The organism is Escherichia sp. Marseille-Q3837, from assembly GCF_916618735.1.
Lineage (GTDB): Bacteria > Pseudomonadota > Gammaproteobacteria > Enterobacterales > Enterobacteriaceae > Escherichia > Escherichia ruysiae.
Window position 1 is genome coordinate 2949989 of record NZ_CAKAKC010000001.1, and the last position, 23517, is coordinate 2973505.

The 23517-nt window shown below is 49.8% G+C and carries 19 protein-coding genes, 2 tRNA genes and 2 other RNA genes; 12 read left to right on the forward strand and 11 right to left on the reverse strand.

Annotated elements, in window-relative coordinates; genetic code table 11:
• Positions 1-327: 327 nt before the first annotated feature.
• Positions 328-1428, reverse strand: coding sequence for a sodium-potassium/proton antiporter ChaA (chaA, locus tag LG381_RS14080; protein ID WP_000180147.1), 1101 nt, complete (start codon positions 1426-1428; stop codon positions 328-330).
• A gap of 268 nt (positions 1429-1696) precedes the next feature.
• On the opposite strand from chaA, the gene chaB reads away from it, so the two are divergent.
• Both chaB and chaC read left to right on the forward strand, forming a co-directional pair.
• Positions 1697-1927: a putative cation transport regulator ChaB gene (chaB, locus tag LG381_RS14085; protein ID WP_001146436.1), complete on the forward strand. Its 231-nt coding sequence runs from the start codon at positions 1697-1699 to the stop codon at positions 1925-1927.
• Between the two features lie 157 nt (positions 1928-2084).
• A complete protein-coding gene (gene chaC, locus LG381_RS14090) occupies positions 2085-2780 on the forward strand; it encodes a glutathione-specific gamma-glutamylcyclotransferase (RefSeq protein ID WP_225762554.1) in 696 nt (231 codons plus the stop codon).
• Positions 2781-2835: 55 nt separating this feature from the next.
• Here chaC and ychN read toward each other — a convergent pair whose 3' ends face one another.
• Positions 2836-3189: a DsrE/F sulfur relay family protein YchN gene (gene ychN / locus LG381_RS14095; protein ID WP_001169665.1), complete on the reverse strand. Its 354-nt coding sequence runs from the start codon at positions 3187-3189 to the stop codon at positions 2836-2838.
• A gap of 183 nt (positions 3190-3372) precedes the next feature.
• Here ychN and LG381_RS14100 point away from each other — a divergent pair, with 183 nt between their 5' ends.
• Positions 3373-4767, forward strand: a complete 1395-nt coding sequence (locus LG381_RS14100; RefSeq protein WP_085460787.1) for a YchO/YchP family invasin — start codon at positions 3373-3375, stop codon at positions 4765-4767.
• Here the strand turns inward: LG381_RS14100 and narL are convergent, their stop codons facing one another.
• Together narL and narX are read right to left on the reverse strand one after the other, a co-directional pair.
• Positions 4768-5418 (reverse strand): two-component system response regulator NarL, encoded by a 651-nt coding sequence (gene narL, locus LG381_RS14105; protein ID WP_000070495.1) that lies wholly within the window; start codon positions 5416-5418, stop codon positions 4768-4770. It lies immediately after the preceding gene.
• The gene (narX, locus tag LG381_RS14110) at positions 5411-7207 is read right to left on the reverse strand and encodes a nitrate/nitrite two-component system sensor histidine kinase NarX (RefSeq protein WP_225762555.1); all 1797 of its coding nucleotides are present in this window, start codon (positions 7205-7207) and stop codon (positions 5411-5413) included. The genes narL and narX overlap by 8 nt, the downstream gene beginning before the upstream one ends.
• A gap of 338 nt (positions 7208-7545) precedes the next feature.
• Here narX and narK point away from each other — a divergent pair, with 338 nt between their 5' ends.
• The 5 genes from narK to narI all read left to right on the forward strand — a co-directional run bounded on the left by narK (position 7546) and on the right by narI (position 15992).
• Positions 7546-8937, forward strand: coding sequence for a nitrate transporter NarK (gene narK / locus LG381_RS14115; RefSeq protein WP_225762556.1), 1392 nt, complete (start codon positions 7546-7548; stop codon positions 8935-8937).
• Positions 8938-9329: 392 nt separating this feature from the next.
• Positions 9330-13073: a nitrate reductase subunit alpha gene (locus LG381_RS14120; protein WP_225762557.1), complete on the forward strand. Its 3744-nt coding sequence runs from the start codon at positions 9330-9332 to the stop codon at positions 13071-13073.
• Complete coding sequence (gene narH / locus LG381_RS14125; protein ID WP_105279369.1) at positions 13070-14608, forward strand: nitrate reductase subunit beta; 1539 nt, start codon at positions 13070-13072, stop codon at positions 14606-14608. Before LG381_RS14120 ends, narH begins: the two co-directional genes overlap by 4 nt.
• The gene (gene narJ, locus LG381_RS14130; RefSeq protein WP_000571678.1) at positions 14605-15315 is read left to right on the forward strand and encodes a nitrate reductase molybdenum cofactor assembly chaperone; all 711 of its coding nucleotides are present in this window, start codon (positions 14605-14607) and stop codon (positions 15313-15315) included. The genes narH and narJ overlap by 4 nt, the downstream gene beginning before the upstream one ends.
• Positions 15315-15992 carry a respiratory nitrate reductase subunit gamma gene (narI, locus tag LG381_RS14135; protein WP_225762558.1) on the forward strand — a complete coding sequence of 226 codons (678 nt, stop codon included), beginning with the start codon at positions 15315-15317 and terminating at the stop codon, positions 15990-15992. Before narJ ends, narI begins: the two co-directional genes overlap by 1 nt.
• A gap of 151 nt (positions 15993-16143) precedes the next feature.
• Here narI and LG381_RS14140 read toward each other — a convergent pair.
• The 6 genes from LG381_RS14140 to LG381_RS14165 form a co-directional block, all read right to left on the reverse strand.
• Positions 16144-16275: non-coding RNA, RtT sRNA (locus tag LG381_RS14140), on the reverse strand.
• Between the two features lie 43 nt (positions 16276-16318).
• A tRNA-Tyr gene (locus tag LG381_RS14145) sits at positions 16319-16403 on the reverse strand.
• A gap of 32 nt (positions 16404-16435) precedes the next feature.
• Positions 16436-16565, reverse strand: a non-coding RNA gene (locus LG381_RS14150) — RtT sRNA.
• A 44-nt stretch (positions 16566-16609) separates the two neighbouring features.
• A tRNA-Tyr gene (locus LG381_RS14155) sits at positions 16610-16694 on the reverse strand.
• Between the two features lie 159 nt (positions 16695-16853).
• Positions 16854-17696, reverse strand: coding sequence for a formyltetrahydrofolate deformylase (gene purU, locus LG381_RS14160; protein ID WP_000555850.1), 843 nt, complete (start codon positions 17694-17696; stop codon positions 16854-16856).
• A gap of 49 nt (positions 17697-17745) precedes the next feature.
• The gene (locus tag LG381_RS14165) at positions 17746-18204 is read right to left on the reverse strand and encodes a YchJ family protein (RefSeq protein WP_016158404.1); all 459 of its coding nucleotides are present in this window, start codon (positions 18202-18204) and stop codon (positions 17746-17748) included.
• A 112-nt stretch (positions 18205-18316) separates the two neighbouring features.
• Between LG381_RS14165 and rssA the strand changes: the two genes are divergently transcribed.
• From rssA to galU, 3 genes are all read left to right on the forward strand, one after another.
• A complete protein-coding gene (gene rssA / locus LG381_RS14170; protein WP_010344798.1) occupies positions 18317-19228 on the forward strand; it encodes a patatin-like phospholipase RssA in 912 nt (303 codons plus the stop codon).
• Positions 19229-19314: 86 nt separating this feature from the next.
• The gene (rssB, locus tag LG381_RS14175) at positions 19315-20328 is read left to right on the forward strand and encodes a two-component system response regulator RssB (protein ID WP_000193438.1); all 1014 of its coding nucleotides are present in this window, start codon (positions 19315-19317) and stop codon (positions 20326-20328) included.
• A gap of 201 nt (positions 20329-20529) precedes the next feature.
• Complete coding sequence (gene galU, locus LG381_RS14180) at positions 20530-21438, forward strand: UTP--glucose-1-phosphate uridylyltransferase GalU (RefSeq protein WP_222679619.1); 909 nt, start codon at positions 20530-20532, stop codon at positions 21436-21438.
• A 146-nt stretch (positions 21439-21584) separates the two neighbouring features.
• Here galU and hns read toward each other — a convergent pair whose 3' ends face one another.
• The gene (hns, locus tag LG381_RS14185) at positions 21585-21995 is read right to left on the reverse strand and encodes a histone-like nucleoid-structuring protein H-NS (protein ID WP_001287384.1); all 411 of its coding nucleotides are present in this window, start codon (positions 21993-21995) and stop codon (positions 21585-21587) included.
• A gap of 602 nt (positions 21996-22597) precedes the next feature.
• Here hns and tdk point away from each other — a divergent pair.
• Positions 22598-23215: a thymidine kinase gene (tdk, locus tag LG381_RS14190; RefSeq protein ID WP_024165082.1), complete on the forward strand. Its 618-nt coding sequence runs from the start codon at positions 22598-22600 to the stop codon at positions 23213-23215.
• The last annotated feature ends 302 nt before the right edge of the window (positions 23216-23517 follow it).

Below are 23517 nucleotides of genomic sequence, written 5' to 3' on the forward strand. Positions count from 1 at the left end.
GTCAGGTTTTACCTCTCAACGTGCGGGGGTTTTCTCTTTCCAGCAACCAATGCCACCAGGGATAAAGCCCCCGCAACATTGCGCCTCACCGGATAACGCCGGCTTGGTGTGGATACTACGTCTCAAGCCTTCTTTACTTCACCACTGAAACGTTCGTAATGAAGAGTACATTCCAGCTTTTCATCAACTGTTGCAGTGCTTTCTTGCATGTTGTGGTGCAGGCTCGCAATTATGTCTGACGAATTGTTCAGAATAACTGAAGAAAGGAACCGGGCAGGTATTTTTATTATCTCCCCCAGCTTCCGCCGCCAGGGGGAGATATCAATGTCAGGCAAATATTGTCATCAAATAGGCGGCAAAGAGAGCCAGATGTGCCGCGCCGTTGAGTACGTTAGTACGTCCGGTGGAGAAGGAGATATGGCACAGCACCAAAGAGGCTACCATCACCACCATTTCTGGCGCACCAAGCGCAAACTGCAATTCATTGCCTGTCATAAAGGCGATCAGCGTGACGACAGGTACGGTAAGTGAAATGGTTGCTAACACCGAACCAAAGAACAGATTCATCGCGCGCTGGACCTGGTTGTTTAATACCGCTTTTAACGCCCCTAAGCCTTCCGGCGAAAGAATCAATAGCGCCACCAGGAAACCGGTAAAGGCCACCGGAGCATTCATGCTGGTGAGCAGTGTTTCCAGCGGACTGGCGTTCATTTTGGTAACCGCTATCACCGCAATTAAATGGATAATCAACCAGACGGCATGCCACAGGCTGCTATGGGCAGACGGTTTACCATGGTGCGGATCGTCATCATCACTGTCATCTTCATGTTCATAGACAAACAGACTCTGATGCGTTTTGGTCTGAATTAGCAAAAATACGCCGTACATTGCTGCGGAAATTAATGCCACCAGCAACGCCTGACCAGTTGAAAAATTCGCCGCAGGCAGAGCCATCGGGAATACCAGCACAATAATTGCCAATGGAAACAGGGCGATTAAATACTGTTTAATACCAAACAGATTCATATATTGGGTGGCAAATTTGCGCCCGCCCAACAGTAATGAAAAACCAACCAGTCCACCAGTAACAATCATAATGATTGAATAGAGCGTATCTCGCATTAACGTCGGCGCCGCATCGCCGGTCGCCATTAAGGCTGATATCAAACTGACTTCAAGAATAACCACGGAAAGGCTAAGAATAAGAGAGCCATAAGGTTCTCCCAGTCGATGGGCTAATACGTCCGCATGACGGACAACACTAAAGGCGCTGCTTAAAATACCAATAAGCGCAAGAAGATTGATGCCTATGACCACTGGTAGTGTTTGACTGCTTCCCCACAGGAACAGCACTACCAGCGCCAGAACCGGGAAAATAAGCGAGGTCTCCTTGTGGCGGGTTTTTACCGCCTCGTGAGCATTTGTCATTATGGTTATCCTTTGCAGATGAATTTGTCGAAAATGTAATAAATAGGCAGAAAAAATAACAGAAAGTGTCTGGATATCGGTAACATTTTACGAAATTTTACCCCGCTGTCGCTTTTTTACTCTTTGGGGTATAAAAATAATCAACGTGTTTAGACAATGTTTGTATTAGCACCTCTTAAGAAGAGTCTGACGTGAAAAGTCTTATATGCTGGCAAGCGTGGATATTGTTGACCACACTTAAAGTTCACCTTTAAAAAAGGAGTCAACAATGCCGTATAAAACAAAAAGCGATCTGCCGGAAAATGTAAAACACGTTCTACCGTCCCATGCTCAGGATATCTATAAAGAGGCATTCAACAGCGCCTGGGATCAATATAAAGATAAAGAAGATCGGCGTGATGATGCCAGTCGGGAGGAGACAGCGCATAAAGTGGCCTGGGCAGCAGTGAAACATGAATATGCTAAAGGAAGTGATGATAAATGGCATAAAAAGTTATAACTCCCGGTGATGAGTTAAAGCTATTCGTGCGGCGTCGCCTTGCAAGTGGTCTGCAGATTGCATATTGTCCCGGTAATGGTTCCAAAATGAGCAGTAAAAATGTCTGGAAGACACCAAAAAGTTGTCGCAGGGAAGTATGCAGTGGCGGAGGTATAAGGTGATAACGCGGGATTTCTTGATGAATGCCGATTGTAAAACGGCATTTGGCACTATTGAAGAATCACTCTTATGGTCGGCAGAACAGCGGGCAGCCTCGCTGGCAGCTACGCTGGCTTGTCGTCCTGATGAGGGGGCGGTGTGGATCTTCGGTTATGGATCGTTGATGTGGAATCCGGCGCTGGAGTTTATCGAGTCCTGTACCGGTACGCTGGTTGGGTGGCACCGGGCGTTCTGTCTGCGTCTGACCGCCGGAAGGGGGACGGCACACCAGCCGGGAAGAATGCTTGCTCTGAAAGAGGGCGGCCGCACCACGGGAGTGGCGTATCGCTTGCCGGAAGAGACGCTGGAGCAGGAACTGACCTTGCTGTGGAAGCGGGAGATGATTACCGGCTGCTACCTGCCAACCTGGTGTCAGCTTGATCTTGATGACGGGCGCACTGTCAACGCGCTGGTGTTTATTATGGACCCGCGCCATCCTGAATATGAGTCCGATACCCGAGCTCAGGTGATTGCTCCGTTGATTGCTGCGGCGAGTGGTTCACTTGGAACCAATGCACAGTATTTATTTTCTCTGGAACAAGAGCTCAACAAACTGGGGATGCAGGATGACGGGCTGAATGATTTACTGGTGTCGGTGAAAAAACTGCTGGCGGAGAATTTCCCGGATGGTGTCTTACGGCCCGGTTTTGCCTGATGAAACTGTCATCACAGCGGGGCGTTTCTGTAACCTTGAGCGCCCCATACTGCAATTAAAACGTAAGCACTTTATCGGCAACCAGCGTCCATTGCGCCAGTTCGACCAGTGTGCCAATTTCAACTCCATCAATCAGCGGAAGTGGGCTGATACCGCGACCATCGGTGCAGGTTTTGCACAATTTCACAGGCACATTTTGTGCAGTGAGGATCTCGAGCATTTGCTGAATATTGTAGCCTTCCCCCGGTTTTTGTCCGCGTAATCCGGCAGTTACCGCATCAGACATCAGAAACAAACGCAGATCCAGGTTGCTCTCCTGTTCCCGTAGCGCAATGGCTAACCGCAGGCTGTTAAATAAGGATTCGCTCCCGTAGGGCGCGCCATTGGCAACGATCACGATTTTTTGCATTACTCACTCCTGTATTCAGATAATTAGATTTTCGACTTCTATCTTACTGCTTTTACGCTGTCTGACCAATTTGCCACATTTTTAGGATTTTCCATAAAGCATGAGAAAGTACGAGAAAAGTTACCAGTAATCGTTATTCTATAAAGTAATGGGTGTTCATTTTTACCGGAAATTACTGACGTTTTGAGCCGTATCGTCTCTCGTGTTACCCCACTTTATTTACTCTTGCTGCTGGCAGGCGGTATAGCCAGCGCACAGCCATCCGTTGAGCAGCAATCGGTAAATCCTTTTGATAACGATAAGGATGGTCTGCCGGACTTAGGAATGGCACCGGAAAATCATGACGGTGAAAAACACTTCGCCGAAATCGTGAAAGATTTTGGTGAAACCAGTATGACTGATAACGGTCAGGATACAGGCGAACAGGCAAAAGCCTTCGCGCTGGGAAAAGTCCGTGATGCGCTCAGTCAGCAGGTTAATCAACATGTGGAGTCCTGGCTTTCGCCGTGGGGGAACGCCAGTGTTGACGTTAAAGTGGATAACGAAGGGCATTTTACCGGCAGCCGGGGGAGCTGGTTTGTACCGTTGCAGGATAACGAGCGTTATCTTACATGGAGCCAACTTGGGCTCACCCAGCAGGACGATGGTCTGGTAAGTAACCTTGGCATTGGTCAACGCTGGAGGCATGGCACATGGTTGATGGGATACAACACGTTTTATGACAACTTGTTAGATGAAAATCTTCAGCGGGCAGGGGTTGGCGCTGAAGCCTGGGGAGAATATCTGCGTCTGTCGGCAAATTATTATCAGCCTTTTGCCTCATGGCATGAACAGACTGCCTCGCTCGAGCAGCGTATGGCACGTGGTTATGATCTGACTGCCCGGATGCGAATGCCGTTTTACCAGCATCTCAACACCAGTGTCAGCCTCGAACAATATTTTGGTCAGCGTGTCGATCTGTTTAATTCTGGTACGGGTTATCATAATCCTGTCGCCATGAGTCTGGGGCTTAATTACACCCCTGTTCCACTCGTTACTATGACCGCTCAGCATAAACAAGGCGAAAGTGGAGAAAGCCAAAATAATCTCGGGCTGAATATTAACTACCGCTTTGGTGTGCCACTAAACAAACAACTTTCTGCTGGTGAAGTTGCTGAGAGTCAGTCGTTGCGCGGCAGTCGCTATGACAATCCGCAGCGGAATAATCTGCCGGTCATTGAGTATCATCAGCGTAAAACCTTAACGGTATTTCTGGCGACGCCCCCCTGGGATCTTAAACCTGGTGAAACGGTGCCGCTGAAATTACAAATCCACAGTCGTTACGGTATTCGACAATTGATCTGGCAAGGGGATACACAGATGTTAAGTCTGACATCGGGAGCCACAGCCAACAGTGCGGATGGCTGGACGCTGATCGTGCCGGACTGGCAAAGTGGAGAAGAGGCGACCAATCGATGGCGCTTGTCGGTGGTGGTGGAAGATAACCAGGGACAGCGTGTCTCTTCCAATGAGATCACGCTAACGCTTGCCGAACCTTTCGATGAAATGGCAAAGGACGAACTGCGCTGGGAACCATAATCAGAAAATACGTTCCTGATGCACCCATACTGCGGCTTCCACACGAGATTTAAGCTTCATTTTTTTCAGCATGTGCTTCACGTGCACTTTGACCGTGCTTTCAGTGATGTCCAGGCGACGGGCGATCATCTTATTCGGTAAGCCCTGAGCAATCAGTTTCAGAATATCGCGCTCGCGCGGCGTTAACTGGTTGACGTCGCGTTCAGTCGTGGCGCGGTTAGCACGCAGGCTGGCGGCCAGAACAGGGGTTAACGCCTCGCTTAATACCATTTCGCCAGCTGCAGCCTGGTGCAACGCTTTTAACAGATCTTCCGGCTCCATATCTTTTAACAGATAGCCATCTGCGCCGCGTTTCAGCGCGGTGACGACGTCCTCTTCATGGTTCGAGACGCTGAATACCACAATGCGGCCGGATAAAGATTTTTCGCGCAGTTTATCCAGCGTTTCCAGACCGTTCATGCCGGGCATATTCAGATCAAGCAGAATCAGATCAGGATCGAGAGATTCCGCAAGTAAAATACCCTGCTCGCCATTGCTCGCTTCGCCAACCACAGTGATATCGGGGGCCATGCTGATAAGCTGTTTTACGCCAGTTCGCAGCATCGGGTGATCGTCGATCAGCAGGATAGTAGCCGGTTCCTGATTACTCATGGATATCTCCTTGGACGTCTGTGAAAGTTTTTTCGGGAATAAAAGTGACCACCACTTCGGTGCCACCTGATTCACGACGGCGGACGCGACAGTCGCCACGCAGACTTTGCGCACGGTCACGCATAATTATCATGCCGTAGTGATTGCTGCGGATGGCATTTTCAGGCACCCCGCAGCCGTTATCCTGGACGGTCAGTTTGACCTGATTATCGTTTTGCGCCACCGTCACAACGACCTCGCTCGCTTGCGAATGTTTGAGGGCGTTACTTAATGCCTCACGGGCAATTTGCAACAGATGGATTGCCTGATGCGAGGGCACCAGACGCGGTGGCAACTGGTAATCCAGCTTCACCGGGAAGCCAAATTTGGCGCTGTACTCTTCACAACTTGCCTCCAGTGCCGGGCGTAATCCCGGTTCTGTGAGCTGCAAACGGAATGTGGTGAGCAACTCACGCAACTGCGCCCATGACGCATTCAGTTCGTTACGGATCTGGCTTAACAGTTCGCGGCTGCTTTCTGGCAGTGCGTCGCCTTGCATCTGTAAACAACTCACTTGCATCTTCATACAAGAGAGAGATTGGGCAATAGAATCATGTAGTTCGCGCGCAATGGTGGCACGCTCTTCCATCACGATCAACTGCTGCTGGCGTTCCTGATGGCGATCCAACGCCAGAGTGGCGGTTAATTGTTCAACCAGCGTATCCACCAGTTGCTGTTGATCATGGCTCAGATGGCGCCCCTGAGGCAGGGTCGCCAGCAAAATGCCGTACTGCATATGGGAATCTGCCAGTCGCCATTTCAGGGTAGTGCCGCGATCACCAACGGGTAATACCCCGCGCGGGCAGAGTTGGCAGCCTTTGTCGTCGCAGGTCATATCCGGCTGGCAGGTGAACTCCTGATGATTCTCTTCATCTTCAGTGTCATATACACGCAGTTCGATATCACGCAGCAGGGTTAAATTTTGCAATCCGTTGAGTACAGGTGACAGGCGTTCACACAGTGGGGCGCGAGAATGCAAACGACGGTTAGCCTGCCACAAAAACGAGAGTATTTGATTTTTATGCTCCAGCCCGGCGGTTTTCTCCTGTACCCGATGCTCAAGTACGGCATAACTCTCCGCCAGTTCCGCAGACATATTGTTCAGTGCCGTTCCGAGCATTGCCATTTCGTTGCGCCCGCTGATATTCGCCCGCTGGGTAAAATCGCGATGGCTGACGGCACTCGCCATCGCCAGCAATTGCCGCCACGGCTGTAGCAGCCGTGCCCGCAGCCATATGATGGTAAATACCAGCAGAAGTGCCATAAACACAGCCATCACCCGATGAACCAGTACGACCGTCTCAATGCGCATTTCTGTGGTGCGGTCAAAACCAGACACCAACTGATCAAGCCCGGCGACAAACTGGCTGACGTCAGCCGACACCGTTTCGCGGCTTTGTGCGTGTAGCAGCGCAGGAATCAGCTCATGGCGCCAGTAATCCTGCAACCCTTGTAATTGCGCCAGTTGCCCGTCTCGTTCTGCTGCTCGAGTTAATTCGGTGCTAAATGCCGTTTGTTCCATCTCTTTGATTAAGGGCTTGTCTTTCTCGCTTAATGGTACTGCCGCCAGTAGCCGGTAAGTTTGCATACGCAGCGATCCCGCTTTGTTAATAGCATGGGCGCTGCCCTGAACGCCTTGTACCAGCCAGCCAGAAACCGCCACCCCCGCCAGTCCAATAGCGGTAGAAAGCAAAACAATAAGCGCAACCTGATTAACCAGGGTGAGCGGAGAGAGACAACGTTTAAGCATGTAAACCTCTTCCTTCAGGCTTTGAATGAGCAATAACCTTAATGAATGTGACGATACATTCTGGAATGGCGTTATTCTCGGCTATTGGCTGAAGTATACCCATACCTGGAAAGAGTTACTCCTTATTTGCCGTGTGGTTAGTCGATTTACATCAGTAAGGGTAGGGATTTTACAGTACTGTGAAAAATCTCATAATTTTTATGAAATCTCCGTACTCACTATGGGTAATCATAAATATCAATGATAGATAAAGTTATCTTATCGTTTGATTTACATCAAATTACCTTTGGCTACAGACACTAAGGTGGCAGACATCGAAACGAGTATCAGAGGTGTCTATGAGTCACTCATCCGCCCCCGAAAGGGCTACTGGAGCTGTCATTACTGATTGGCGACCGGAAGATCCTGCGTTCTGGCAACAGCGCGGCCAGCGTATAGCCAGCCGCAATCTGTGGATTTCCGTTCCCTGTCTGCTACTGGCGTTTTGTGTATGGATGTTATTCAGTGCCGTCGCGGTAAATTTACCGAAAGTCGGCTTTAATTTTACGACCGATCAGCTGTTTCTTTTGACCGCACTACCTTCGGTTTCTGGCGCATTATTGCGTGTGCCATACTCCTTTATGGTTCCAATCTTCGGTGGTCGTCGCTGGACGGCGTTCAGCACCGGCATTCTCATTATTCCTTGCGTCTGGCTGGGTTTTGCCGTGCAGGATACCACTACGCCATACAGCGTATTCATCATCATTTCTCTGCTGTGCGGCTTTGCTGGCGCGAACTTCGCCTCCAGTATGGCAAACATTAGCTTCTTCTTTCCCAAGCAGAAGCAGGGTGGTGCACTGGGGCTGAATGGTGGTCTGGGCAACATGGGCGTTAGCGTCATGCAGCTGGTTGCTCCGCTGGTGGTATCACTGTCAATTTTTGCTGCATTTGGCAGCCAGGGCGTAACACAGCCGGATGGCACCGAGTTGTATCTGGCTAACGCCTCCTGGGTATGGGTGCCGTTCCTCGCCATCTTCACCATTGCAGCGTGGTTTGGCATGAACGACCTTGCTACCTCGAAAGCCTCTATCAAGGAGCAGTTGCCAGTACTCAAACGGGGTCATCTGTGGATTATGAGCCTGCTGTATCTGGCAACCTTCGGTTCCTTCATCGGTTTTTCTGCGGGTTTTGCCATGCTGTCTAAAACGCAGTTTCCGGATGTACAGATCCTGCACTACGCCTTCTTCGGACCGTTTATTGGCGCACTGGCGCGTTCTGCGGGGGGAGCATTGTCTGACCGTCTCGGCGGTACTCGGGTCACGCTGGTGAACTTCGTGCTGATGGCGATTTTCAGTGGTCTGCTGTTCCTCACCTTACCGACTGACGGGCAAGGCGGAAACTTCATGGCATTCTTTACGGTCTTCTTGGCGCTGTTCCTGACGGCGGGGCTGGGTAGTGGTTCCACCTTCCAGATGATTTCCGTGATCTTCCGTAAACTGACGATGGATCGTGTGAAAGCAGAAGGCGGTTCTGACGAACGTGCCATGCGTGAAGCGGCAACCGACACTGCGGCGGCGCTGGGCTTCATCTCCGCGATTGGCGCTATCGGTGGCTTCTTTATCCCGAAAGCGTTCGGTAGCTCACTGGCATTAACAGGGTCGCCAGTCGGTGCAATGAAAGTATTTTTGATTTTCTATATCGCCTGCGTAGTAATTACCTGGGCGGTATATGGTCGGCATTCTAAAAAATAAATCGTAATATTTGATTATCCTTTGCGCGGCATAATGTCGCGCTTTTTTTATTTGTCATTTAGTTACAACATACTTATAGAGAGATGATTATTTCAACGGCGTCAATTAAGCACCATTAATATGTCATCCATGGGGGATACTCCTTAATACCCATCTGTATAAAAATCCGAAGTGATTAAATGACATTGGATGTAAAAAACATTAATTTACAATAAGTTGGATAATAAATATTAATTACCCCAAAGAGGTATATTAGGAATTTACTTTATTTTTCATCCCCACCACTCTTGATCGTTATCAATTCCCACGACGTTTCAGAGCGTTACCTTCGTTTTAAACATTAGCAATGTCGATTTATCAGAGAGCCGACAGGCTCCCACAGGAGAAAACCGATGAGTAAATTCCTGGACCGGTTTCGCTACTTCAAACAGAAGGGTGATACCTTTGCCGATGGGCATGGCCAGCTTCTCGATACCAACCGTGACTGGGAGGATGGATATCGCCAGCGTTGGCAGCATGACAAAATTGTCCGCTCTACCCACGGGGTAAACTGCACCGGCTCCTGCAGCTGGAAAATCTACGTTAAAAACGGTCTGGTGACCTGGGAAACCCAGCAGACTGACTATCCGCGTACTCGTCCGGATCTGCCAAACCATGAACCTCGCGGCTGCCCGCGCGGTGCCAGCTACTCCTGGTATCTCTATAGCGCCAACCGTCTGAAATACCCGATGATGCGCAAACGCCTGATGAAAATGTGGCGTGAAGCGAAGGCGCAGCATAGCGATCCGGTTGAGGCATGGGCTTCTATTATCGAAGACGCCGATAAAGCGAAAAGCTTTAAGCAGGCGCGTGGACGCGGTGGTTTTGTTCGTTCTTCCTGGCAGGAAGTGAACGAACTGATCGCCGCGTCTAACGTTTACACCATCAAAAACTACGGCCCGGATCGTGTCGCTGGCTTCTCGCCAATTCCGGCAATGTCGATGGTTTCTTACGCATCAGGTGCTCGCTATCTTTCGCTGATTGGCGGTACTTGCTTAAGCTTCTACGACTGGTACTGCGACCTGCCTCCTGCGTCTCCGCAAACCTGGGGCGAGCAAACTGACGTACCGGAATCCGCTGACTGGTACAACTCCAGCTATATCATCGCCTGGGGCTCTAACGTTCCGCAGACCCGTACCCCGGACGCTCACTTCTTTACCGAAGTGCGTTACAAAGGCACCAAAACCGTTGCCGTCACACCGGACTACGCTGAAATCGCCAAACTGTGCGATCTGTGGCTGGCACCGAAACAGGGCACCGACGCAGCAATGGCGCTGGCAATGGGTCACGTGATGCTGCGTGAATTCCACCTCGATAACCCAAGCCAGTATTTCACCGATTATGTGCGCCGTTACACCGACATGCCGATGCTGGTAATGCTGGAAGAGCGCGACGGTTATTACGCTGCGGGTCGTATGCTGCGTGCCGCCGATCTGGTTGATGCGCTGGGCCAGGAAAACAACCCGGAATGGAAAACCGTCGCCTTTAATACGCAAGGTGAAATGGTTGCGCCGAACGGTTCGATCGGTTTCCGTTGGGGCGAGAAGGGCAAATGGAATCTGGAGCAGCGCGACGGCAAAACCGGCGAAGAAACCGAGCTGCAACTGAGTCTGCTGGGTAGTCAGGATGAGATTGCCGAAGTGGGCTTCCCGTACTTTGGCGGCGACGGCACGGAACACTTCAACAAAGTGGAGCTGGAAAACATTCTGCTGCACAAGCTGCCGGTAAAACGCCTGCAACTGGCTGATGGCAGCACCGCACTGGTGACCACCGTTTATGATTTGACGCTGGCAAACTACGGCCTGGAGCGTGGTCTGAACGACGTTAACTGCGCAACCAGCTATGACGACGTGAAAGCCTACACCCCGGCCTGGGCCGAGCAGATCACCGGTGTTTCTCGTAGCCAGATTATCCGCATTGCCCGTGAATTTGCCGACAACGCTGATAAGACGCACGGTCGTTCAATGATCATTGTTGGTGCCGGTCTGAACCACTGGTATCACCTCGATATGAACTATCGCGGTCTGATCAACATGCTGATTTTCTGCGGCTGCGTTGGTCAGAGCGGTGGCGGTTGGGCACACTACGTAGGTCAGGAAAAACTGCGTCCGCAAACTGGCTGGCAGCCGCTGGCATTTGCTCTCGACTGGCAGCGTCCGGCGCGTCACATGAACAGCACCTCTTACTTTTATAACCACTCCAGCCAGTGGCGTTATGAAACCGTGACCGCAGAAGAGTTGCTGTCGCCGATGGCGGATAAATCCCGCTATACCGGACACCTGATCGACTTCAACGTTCGTGCAGAACGTATGGGCTGGCTGCCCTCTGCGCCGCAGTTAGGCACTAACCCGCTGACTATCGCCCGCGAAGCAGAAAAAGTGGGGATGAATCCGGTGGACTATACGGTGAAATCCCTGAAAGAGGGTTCAATCCGTTTTGCTGCGGAACAGCCGGAAAACGGCAAAAACCATCCGCGTAACCTGTTTATCTGGCGTTCTAACCTGCTGGGCTCTTCCGGTAAAGGTCATGAGTTTATGCTCAAGTACCTGCTGGGGACGGAACACGGTATCCAGGGTAAAGATCTGGGGCAGCAGGGCGGCGTGAAGCCGGAAGAAGTGGACTGGCAGGATAACGGTCTGGAAGGCAAGCTGGATCTGGTGGTGACGCTGGACTTCCGTCTGTCGAGCACCTGTCTCTATTCCGACATTATTTTACCGACGGCGACCTGGTACGAAAAAGACGACATGAATACTTCGGATATGCATCCGTTTATTCACCCGCTGTCTGCGGCGGTCGATCCGGCCTGGGAAGCGAAAAGCGACTGGGAAATCTACAAAGCTATCGCGAAGAAATTCTCCGAAGTGTGCGTTGGTCATCTGGGTAAAGAAACCGACATCGTTACGCTGCCAATTCAGCACGACTCCGCCGCTGAACTGGCGCAGCCGCTGGATGTGAAAGACTGGAAAAAAGGCGAATGCGATCTGATCCCAGGTAAAACCGCACCGCATATTATGGTGGTTGAGCGTGATTATCCGGCCACTTACGAACGCTTTACCTCAATCGGCCCGCTGATGGAGAAAATCGGCAACGGCGGTAAAGGGATTGCCTGGAACACCCAGAGCGAAATGGATCTACTGCGTAAGCTCAACTACACCAAGGCTGAAGGTCCAGCGAAAGGCCAGCCGATGCTCAACACCGCAATTGATGCGGCAGAGATGATCCTGACGCTGGCACCGGAAACCAACGGTCAGGTAGCCGTGAAAGCCTGGGCGGCACTGAGCGAGTTTACCGGTCGCGACCATACGCATCTGGCGCTAAATAAAGAAGACGAGAAAATCCGCTTCCGCGATATTCAGGCACAGCCGCGCAAAATTATCTCCAGCCCGACCTGGTCTGGTCTGGAAGATGAACACGTTTCTTACAACGCCGGTTACACCAACGTTCACGAGCTGATCCCGTGGCGTACGCTCTCTGGTCGTCAGCAGCTGTATCAGGATCATCAGTGGATGCGTGATTTCGGTGAAAGCCTGCTGGTTTATCGTCCGCCGATCGATACCCGTTCGGTGAAAGAAGTGATGGGCCAGAAATCCAACGGTAACCCGGAAAAAGCCCTGAACTTCCTGACGCCACACCAGAAGTGGGGTATCCACTCCACTTACAGCGACAACCTGCTGATGCTGACTTTAGGTCGCGGTGGGCCTGTGGTCTGGCTGAGCGAAGCCGATGCTAAAGATTTGGGTATTGCCGACAACGACTGGATTGAAGTCTTCAACAGCAACGGTGCGCTGACTGCCCGTGCGGTTGTCAGCCAGCGTGTTCCGGCAGGGATGACCATGATGTACCACGCGCAGGAACGTATCGTTAACCTGCCTGGTTCGGAAATCACGCAGCAGCGTGGGGGGATTCATAACTCGGTCACCCGTATCACGCCGAAACCGACGCATATGATCGGCGGCTATGCCCATCTGGCATACGGCTTTAACTACTACGGCACCGTAGGTTCTAACCGCGATGAGTTTGTTGTAGTGCGTAAGATGAAGAACATTGACTGGTTAGATGGCGAAGGCAATGACCAGGTACAGGAGAGCGTAAAATGAAAATTCGTTCACAAGTCGGCATGGTGCTGAATCTCGATAAGTGCATCGGCTGCCACACCTGTTCAGTTACCTGTAAAAACGTCTGGACCAGCCGTGAAGGCGTGGAATACGCGTGGTTCAACAACGTGGAAACCAAGCCGGGCCAGGGCTTCCCGACTGACTGGGAAAACCAGGAAAAATACAAAGGCGGCTGGATCCGTAAAATCAACGGCAAACTGCAGCCGCGCATGGGTAACCGTGCCATGCTGCTGGGTAAAATCTTCGCTAACCCGCATCTGCCGGGGATCGACGATTATTACGAGCCGTTCGATTTTGACTATCAGAACCTGCATACCGCGCCGGAAGGCAGCAAATCGCAGCCGATTGCCCGTCCGCGTTCGCTGATTACCGGGGAACGGATGGCGAAAATCGAAAAGGGGCCGAACTGGGAAGATGACCTGGGCGGCGAGTTTGACAAACTGGCGAAAGACAAGAACTTCGACAACATCCAGAAGGCGATGTATAGCCAGTTCGAAAACACCTTCATGATGTATTTGCCGCGTCTGTGTGAACACTGCCTCAACCCGGCATGTGTGGCGACCTGTCCGAGCGGGGCTATCTACAAACGTGAAGAAGATGGCATCGTACTGATCGATCAGGATAAATGCCGTGGCTGGCGTATGTGCATCACCGGATGCCCGTACAAAAAAATCTACTTCAACTGGAAGAGCGGTAAATCTGAGAAGTGCATCTTCTGCTATCCGCGTATTGAAGCCGGTCAGCCGACGGTGTGCTCAGAAACCTGTGTGGGTCGTATCCGTTATCTTGGCGTGCTGTTGTACGATGCCGACGCTATTGAACGTGCAGCCAGCACCGAGAACGAGAAAGATCTCTACCAGCGTCAGCTGGAAGTGTTCCTCGATCCGAACGATCCGAAAGTCATCGAGCAAGCGATTAAAGACGGTATTCCGCTAAGCGTTATTGAAGCCGCACAACAGTCGCCGGTGTATAAAATGGCGATGGACTGGAAACTGGCGCTGCCGCTGCATCCGGAATATCGCACATTGCCGATGGTCTGGTACGTGCCGCCTCTGTCACCGATTCAGTCTGCGGCAGACGCGGGCGAACTGGGCAACAACGGCATTTTGCCAGACGTAGAAAGCCTGCGTATCCCGGTTCAGTACCTGGCGAATCTGCTGACCGCCGGTGATACCCAACCGGTACTGCTCGCGTTGAAACGTATGCTGGCAATGCGTCATTACAAACGAGCTGAAACCGTTGACGGTAAAGTTGATACCCGTGCGCTGGAAGAGGTCGGCCTGACCGAAGCCCAGGCACAGGAGATGTACCGTTATCTGGCAATTGCAAACTACGAAGATCGCTTTGTGGTGCCGAGTAGCCATCGTGAACTGGCGCGGGAAGCCTTCCCGGAGAAAAATGGTTGCGGCTTTACCTTTGGTGACGGCTGCCACGGTTCAGATACCAAATTCAATCTGTTCAACAGCCGTCGTATCGATGCCATCGACGTGACCAGTAAAACGGAGCCGCATCCATGATCGAACTCGTGATTGTATCGCGTCTCCTTGAATATCCGGATGCTGCCTTATGGCAGCATCAACAAGAGATGTTTGAGGCGATTGCCGCGTCGGAAAATCTGTCAAAAGAGGATGCCCATGCGCTGGGCATTTTCCTGCGCGATTTAACTGCGATGGATCCGCTGGACGCTCAGGCGCAGTACAGCGAACTGTTCGACCGTGGTCGTGCCACGTCGCTGTTACTGTTTGAACATGTGCACGGCGAATCCCGTGATCGTGGTCAGGCGATGGTGGATTTACTGGCGCAGTACGAGCAGCACGGCTTGCAGTTAAACAGTCGTGAACTGCCGGATCATCTGCCGCTGTATCTGGAGTACCTGGCGCAGCTGCCGCAAAGCGAAGCCGTGGAAGGTTTGAAAGATATCGCGCCGATTCTGGCGTTGCTAAGTGCTCGTCTGCAACAGCGTGAAAGCCGTTATGCAGTGCTGTTTGATCTGCTGCTGAAACTGGCGAATACCGCTATCGACAGCGACAAAGTGGCGGAAAAAATTGCCGATGAAGCGCGCGATGATACGCCGCAGGCGCTGGATGCTGTCTGGGAAGAAGAGCAGGTTAAATTCTTTGCTGACAAAGGCTGCGGTGATTCGGCAATCACTGCTCATCAGCGTCGCTTTGCCGGTGCCGTCGCGCCGCAATATCTGAATATCACCACCGGAGGACAGCACTAATGCAATTCCTGAATATGTTCTTCTTTGATATCTACCCGTACATTGCCGGGGCGGTCTTCCTGATTGGTAGCTGGCTGCGCTATGACTACGGGCAGTACACCTGGCGCGCGGCGTCCAGCCAGATGCTGGATCGCAAAGGGATGAACCTTGCGTCTAACCTGTTCCATATCGGAATTCTGGGGATTTTTGTCGGTCACTTCTTCGGTATGCTGACGCCGCACTGGATGTATGAAGCGTGGTTGCCGATTGAAGTGAAACAGAAAATGGCGATGTTTGCTGGTGGTGCCAGCGGCGTGCTGTGCCTGATTGGCGGTGTGCTGTTGCTAAAACGCCGCCTGTTCAGCCCGCGCGTGCGTGCAACGACTACCGGAGCGGATATCCTGATCTTGTCGCTGCTCGTTATCCAGTGTGCGCTGGGGCTGCTGACCATTCCGTTCTCCGCCCAGCATATGGACGGCAGCGAGATGATGAAACTGGTTGGCTGGGCGCAGTCGGTAGTGGCCTTCCACGGTGGCGCTTCTCAGCACCTTGATGGTGTCGCGTTTATTTTCCGTTTGCATCTGGTGCTGGGGATGACGTTATTCCTGCTGTTCCCGTTCTCGCGTCTGGTGCACATCTGGAGCGTGCCGGTGGAGTATCTGACACGGAAATATCAGCTGGTGCGTGCTCGCCACTAAGCGAAATTTAGTTCACATAGACCCTGCTTCGGCGGGGTTTTTTGTTTTGTGTAAAAGTGTGCAGACCTAAAAACAGGCATGACGAATTCTGTGTGACAACAAGAAATAAATGGTTAGTAAATTGATTTAGAAGAGTATTTTCAGGAAGTAATGGTGGTGGGGGAAGGATTATTCGTCGCTTCGCTCCTCACCCTTCGGGCCGTTGCCTGCGGCAACGTTCTCTCGCTTTCGCTCGAGTCGAACCTTAATCGAAGGTTCTCACCCTTCCTCGATGAGTGCAAAGATTAACAATCTCACCGAAGTTACCACATCGCTGTGGTGAATAATGGTGGTGGGGGAAGGATTCGAACCTTCGAAGTCGATGACGGCAGATTTACAGTCTGCTCCCTTTGGCCGCTCGGGAACCCCACCAGGGGAAAATCAATTGTAGGTAATGCTGAAGATGGTGTGGGGGAAGGATTATTCGTCGCTTCGCTCCTCACCCTTTGGGTCGTTGCCTGCGGCAATGTTCTCTCGCTTTCGCTCGAGTCGAACCTTAATCGAAGGTTCTCACCCTTCCTCGATGAGTGCAAAGATTAACAATCTCACCGAAGTTACCACATCGCTGTGGTGAATAATGGTGGTGGGGGAAGGATTCGAACCTTCGAAGTCGATGACGGCAGATTTACAGTCTGCTCCCTTTGGCCGCTCGGGAACCCCACCACGGGGCAATACTTTTTACTGGCCTGCTCCCTCATTGGGAAGCGGGGCGCATCATACCAAATGACACGCCGCTGTAAAGCGTTACGTTGAGAAAAATGAACTGGTTGCGTAATTTTCATCCGTAACGGATTAAAGGCAACCAGTTCTTTTTGCTGGCGATTAAAGAATAATCGTCCGGTTACCGTAAACAAACACACGTTGCGCCAAAACCTGGTAAAGGGCGCGGCTTAATACGTTTTTCTCGACGTCACGACCTGCCCGCATCATATCTTCGGCTGTATAAGTGTGATCCACATGAATAACGTCCTGCATAATGATTGGACCTTCATCCAGATTGTCATTTACATAGTGTGCCGTTGCGCCAATTATCTTCACGCCGCGTTCATAGGCCTGATGATACGGACGTGCCCCAATAAACGCCGGCAGGAATGAGTGGTGAATATTGATAATTTTATTCGGGAAGCGCGCCACAAATTCCGGCGTTAATACGCGCATATACTTCGCCAGCACAACGTAATCAGGCTGATAAGCATCAATGGCATCCGCCATCTTTTGATCGTGCTCGTTGCGACTTAATCCTTCATGGCTGACCAGTTCAAATGGAATATCAAAACGTTCAACCAGCGAACGCAAGGTATCGTGGTTGCCGATGACTGCCGCGATTTCCACATCCAGTCCACCGTAATTGGCTTTCATCAGCAGATCGCCAAGGCAATGCGCTTCTTTAGTGACCAGAATGACTATCCGGCGACGACCGGCGGGATTTAGTTCGCGCACAGAGCCTTCCGGCAATGCGCTATCGAGATCCGCCAGCAGGGTCGAATCATTAAAAATGCCTTCCAGTTCCGTGCGCATAAAAAAGCGTCCGGTACGATGATCAACAAATTCATTGTTCTGCACGATATTTAACTCGTGCTTGTAGCAAATATTCGTAATGCGCGCGATCAGACCTTTTTGATCCGGACAAATAGTACGCAGAACTTTTCGTTGGAGTGAGTGCATTGCTGGAAAAACCTTGTTGAGAGTGTTTGCTAAACCGTACCGTCAACCATTATTGGCCGCAGCACTTTTTAAATTTTTTACCTGAACCACAAGGGCAGGGATCGTTGCGGCCAAACTGTGGACGTGTACCGTCAATATAGTACCACTGACCGTTTTCTTTCAAAAATCGCGAACGTTCAATTATCGCTCCTGTTTTACCCTGTTCGGCAAATCGGGCGACGAAGCTAACATAACCTACGTTATCTCCTTCGTGATATGAACGCTCAAATACGGTCAGCCCTAACCATTCGGTATGCGCAAATCCGGCAATCAATTCGGCACGTAACGCCGCTGCGCCACAGGACGGATGCCAGGTCTTAATTAAATAATCTGCGTCCTGCATCACAAAAGCGCAGTAACGCGAACGCATGAGATGTTCTGGATCAGGTGCGACCTTTTCACCAGACACATAACGGTGGCAACATAGGCTATACTCGACAGCACTACCACAGGGACAAAGCTCAGACACAAATAATCTCCCTGGAAACAATAACGGCGTATTAATCGCCTGCGTAGCACTATGTTAACCGAGCAGTAGCGATGTGGCTACGGCTGCATTCCAGGGGAAGCCTTCAGGAACAATGAGAAAGATAAAAATAGGGCTGGCGCTAGGATCTGGCGCGGCGCGAGGATGGTCGCATATTGGCGTCATTAACGCGCTTAAAAAAATGGGCATTGAAATAGATATCGTCGCTGGATGTTCAATCGGTTCGCTGGTGGGCGCTGCTTTTGCATGCGATCGCCTGACCGCGCTTGAACAGTGGGTTACCTCTTTTAGCTATTGGGATGTTTTACGGCTGATGGATCTTTCCTGGCAGCGTGGTGGATTGTTGCGCGGTGAGCGTGTGTTCAACCAGTACCGCGAAATAATGCCGGAAACAGAGATCGAAAATTGTTCACGCCGTTTCGCTGCGGTTGCCACTAATTTAAGCACGGGGCGAGAACTCTGGTTTACCGAAGGCGATCTCCATCTTGCTATTCGTGCATCATGCAGCATCCCCGGCCTGATGGCGCCGGTCGCTCATAACGGCTATTGGCTGGTTGATGGCGCAGTTGTTAATCCGATTCCTATTTCCCTCACGCGTGCGATGGGCGCTGATATTGTGATTGCGGTCGATCTGCAGCACGATGCTCATTTAATGCAACAAGATCTCCTTTCATTTAATGTCAGTGAAGATAATGGCGAGAACGACGATCCTCTCCCGTGGCATGCGCGTCTGAAAGAACGATTAGGCAGTATAACGGCACGTCGGGCAGTGACTGCGCCAACCGCAACAGAGATTATGACCACGTCTATCCAGGTGCTGGAAAACCGTCTTAAACGAAACCGTATGGCTGGGGATCCGCCTGATATTCTGATTCAACCTTTATGCCCGCAGATATCCACTCTGGATTTTCATCGTGCAAATGCTGCCATTGCGGCAGGACAATTAGCGGTAGAGAAGAAAATGGATGAACTTTTACCGCTGGTTCGAACCAACGTTTTGACCTGATTTTTTATCTACACTTAAGTTAATTCTGACAGGCACTGATGGCAATAGCATGTCACTATTGAATAAAGCCAGTCAGGGGAGAGAACATGACGCAGCCATTGGTCGGAAAACAGATTCTCATAGTTGAAGATGAGCCAGTCTTTCGCTCGCTTCTGGATTCATGGTTTTCCTCATTGGGAGCAACAACAGTACTGGCGGCTGATGGGGTGGATGCCCTTGAGCTACTGGGAGGTTTTACACCCGATCTGATGATATGTGATATTGCAATGCCAAGAATGAACGGCTTAAAACTGCTGGAACATATACGCAACCGGGGAGACCAAACCCCGGTTCTGGTGATTTCTGCTACGGAAAATATGGCAGATATTGCGAAAGCATTACGGCTGGGTGTGGAAGATGTTTTGCTGAAACCAGTTAAAGATCTTAATCGCTTGCGCGAGATGGTTTTTGCTTGTCTGTATCCCAGCATGTTTAACTCCAGGGTTGAGGAAGAAGAAAGGCTTTTTCGCGATTGGGATGCAATGGTCGATAATCCGACAGCTGCCGCGAAATTATTGCAAGAATTACAACCACCGGTTCAGCAGGAGATTTCCCATTGCCGGGTTAATTATCGCCAACTCGTTGCTGTTGATAAACCTGGTCTGGTACTTGATATTGCTGCACTTTCGGAAAACGATCTGGCTTTTTATTGCCTTGATGTAACCCGTGCTGGACATAATGGCGTCCTTGCAGCCTTGTTATTACGTGCGTTGTTTAATGGCTTATTACAGGAACAGCTTGCGCACCAGAATCAACCTTTGCCTGAGTTAGGCGCGTTATTGAAGCAGGTAAACCATTTACTACGCCAGGCCAATCTGCCTGGTCAGTTTCCTCTATTAGTCGGCTATTATCATCGTGAATTAAAAAATCTCATTCTGGTATCCGCAGGCTTGAATGCGACGTTGAATGCGGGTGAACACCAGATTCAAATCAGTAATGGCGTTCCGTTAGGAACATTAGGCAACACTTATTTGAATCAATTGAGTCAGAGATGTGATGCCTGGCAATGCCAAATTTGGGGCGCTGGTGGAAGGCTACGTTTGATGCTGTCTGCGAATTGAGCAAACGATAATTTGGGATAAAATTGCATTACCTGCTAATGTCTGCTGGTGGTACTATCGTCGCCATTCGTATAAGTAATTGTCTTAATTATGTTAACTCGCTTCCTTTTCGGAACCAGGCGTCGCCAGGGTACTGATATACTGGGATGTGATACAGAAATATGAACACGTTCAATACACGAACAGTCCAGGAGAATTTAAATGGCTGCCATTAACACGAAAGTCAAAAAAGCCGTTATCCCCGTAGCGGGATTAGGAACCAGGATGTTGCCGGCGACGAAAGCTATCCCGAAAGAGATGCTACCGCTTGTCGATAAGCCATTAATTCAATACGTCGTGAATGAATGTATTGCGGCGGGTATTACTGAAATTGTGCTGGTTACTCACTCATCGAAAAACTCTATTGAAAACCACTTTGATACCAGTTTTGAACTGGAAGCAATGCTGGAAAAACGTGTAAAACGTCAGCTGCTTGATGAAGTGCAGTCTATTTGCCCGCCGCACGTGACTATTATGCAAGTTCGTCAGGGGCTGGCGAAAGGTTTAGGGCACGCAGTATTGTGTGCTCACCCGGTAGTTGGTGATGAACCTGTGGCTGTTATTTTGCCTGACGTTATTCTGGATGAATATGAATCCGATTTGTCGCAGGATAACCTCGCAGAGATGATCCGCCGCTTTGATGAAACTGGCCATAGTCAGATCATGGTTGAGCCTGTTGCTGATGTGACTGCATACGGTGTTGTGGATTGCAAAGGCGTTGAATTAGCGCCGGGTGAAAGCGTACCTATGGTTGGCGTGGTTGAAAAACCAAAAGCGGATGTTGCGCCGTCTAATCTCGCTATTGTTGGTCGTTACGTACTTAGCGCCGATATTTGGCCGCTGCTGGCAAAAACTCCTCCGGGAGCAGGCGATGAAATTCAACTTACCGATGCTATTGATATGCTGATCGAAAAAGAAACGGTTGAAGCCTATCACATGAAAGGGAAGAGCCATGACTGCGGTAATAAATTAGGTTACATGCAGGCTTTCGTTGAATACGGTATTCGTCACAACTCGCTGGGTGCTGAATTTAAAGCCTGGCTTGAAGAAGAGATGGGCATTAAGAAGTAACACCAATAGCGGTGTTTTCTACGAAACGGCATTGAGTTATCAATGCCGTTTTTTTATAGCTTATTCTTATTGGATAGTCTTAAAACGGACAATAAAAAATCCCGCCAATGGCGGGATTTTAAGCGAGCGTAATCTAAAAAAGATTATTACTTGATCAGGAAATCGTCGAGGGATTTACCTTGCTCATCCATTGCTTTTTTGATTACAGCCGGAGTACGACCCTGACCAGTCCAGGTTTTGGTTTCGCCGTTCTCGTCAACGTAGCTATATTTAGCTGGACGCTGTGCGCGTTTAGCTTTGGTGCCAGATTTAACAGCAGCCATGCTATTCAGCAGTTCGTTCGGGTCGATACCGTCAGCGATCAGCATTTCACGATATTGTTGCAGTTTACGAGTGCGTTCTTCAACTTCAGCAGCAGCCGCACTTTCTTCTTCGCGACGCTCGTTAACAACTACTTCTAATTTTTCCAGCATTTCTTCCAGCGTTTCAAGTGTACATTCTCTTGCTTGCGCACGAAGAGTACGGATGTTGTTCAGAATTTTAAGTGCTTCGCTCATTGTAGTAATCTCAAACTTATATTGGGGTGGTTTGTTGAGGTAATAATAGAGCCTTAAATTCAGTTGTGCAATAGCCAGGAATGTAAGGAATTCAAAATTGTTCTTTATTTTGTGCCACCAATAAATATCTTTTCATAAAATTAGCCAGAAAAGATGCGGCATATAGCCCTATTTGCACCGATGATTTCGCATCATCTAAGGTTAAAACTTCCTGATTCATGTCACATTTTATGTAGGGATTAACACGCGCTGACGTCTTTTACTCTTCGGTATTAGTCATGTTTACAAAAAATCCGCTATTAAGAGAATGATGAAAAGAAGAACAGTCGCAATAAGTGCAGGGACTTCGTATTGCCGTATCCTGGAGGTCAACAGAGGGTTATTACTTGTGCAACAAGTTAAAGATTGTGAATAGTTACCAGGAGTCATTTACGCGGTTATAACAAGCAATACAGACACAATGATAGCTCTGAAGGATTATGTCATCCTTCTTAAGGAATGATGTATATACGCTCTTCTGCGTGTACTGTTGCGCTGTAAAACTGGCGAATTATGATAAACTTCAGCCAACTTTATTTCATATCATTGAGGGCCTGTGGCTGATGGCACAGCTATATTTCTACTATTCCGCAATGAACGCGGGTAAGTCTACGGCATTGCTGCAATCTTCATACAATTACCAGGAACGCGGTATGCGGACTGTCGTATATACGGCGGAAATTGACGATCGTTTCGGGGCAGGGAAAGTCAGCTCGCGTATAGGTTTGTCATCTCCGGCAAAATTATTTAACCAAAATTCATCATTATTTGATGAGATTCGTGCGGAACATGAACAACAGGCAATTCATTGTGTATTGGTTGATGAATGCCAGTTTTTAACCAGACAACAAGTATATGAATTATCGGAGGTTGTCGATCAACTCGATATACCCGTACTTTGTTATGGCTTACGTACAGATTTTCGCGGTGAATTATTTACCGGCAGTCAATACTTACTGGCATGGTCAGACAAACTGGTCGAATTAAAAACTATCTGCTTTTGTGGTCGTAAAGCAAGCATGGTGCTACGTCTTGATCAAGCGGGTAGGCCTTATAACGAAGGCGAACAGGTGGTTATTGGTGGTAATGAGCGTTACGTCTCGGTTTGCCGTAAACACTATAAAGAAGCGTTAGAAGTCGGTTCTTTGACGGCTATTCAAGAAAGACATCAACACGATTAATAAGATTTTCTTTACTGACAGGATGAATCGAGGCCTTTATCCTGTCAGTTCGTTTTACTAACTTCTTCCGAACCATAATCCTTTCTCTGCTCCTAACCATCGCTAAAACGTAATAGAACGATTTAGTGCTTCGTCATCTACGATGTTGAGTCATTTTCAGGTTATCGCGGTTAGTGCGCATTAGATAACAGTATATATGAGCATACTAATGCAGTTGGGTTATTTGACTTTGTATAGCGTGTAGCGAAAACAAAAAAACGGCCCCAAAAGGGACCGTTTATGAGGATGTACAGAGTTACTGA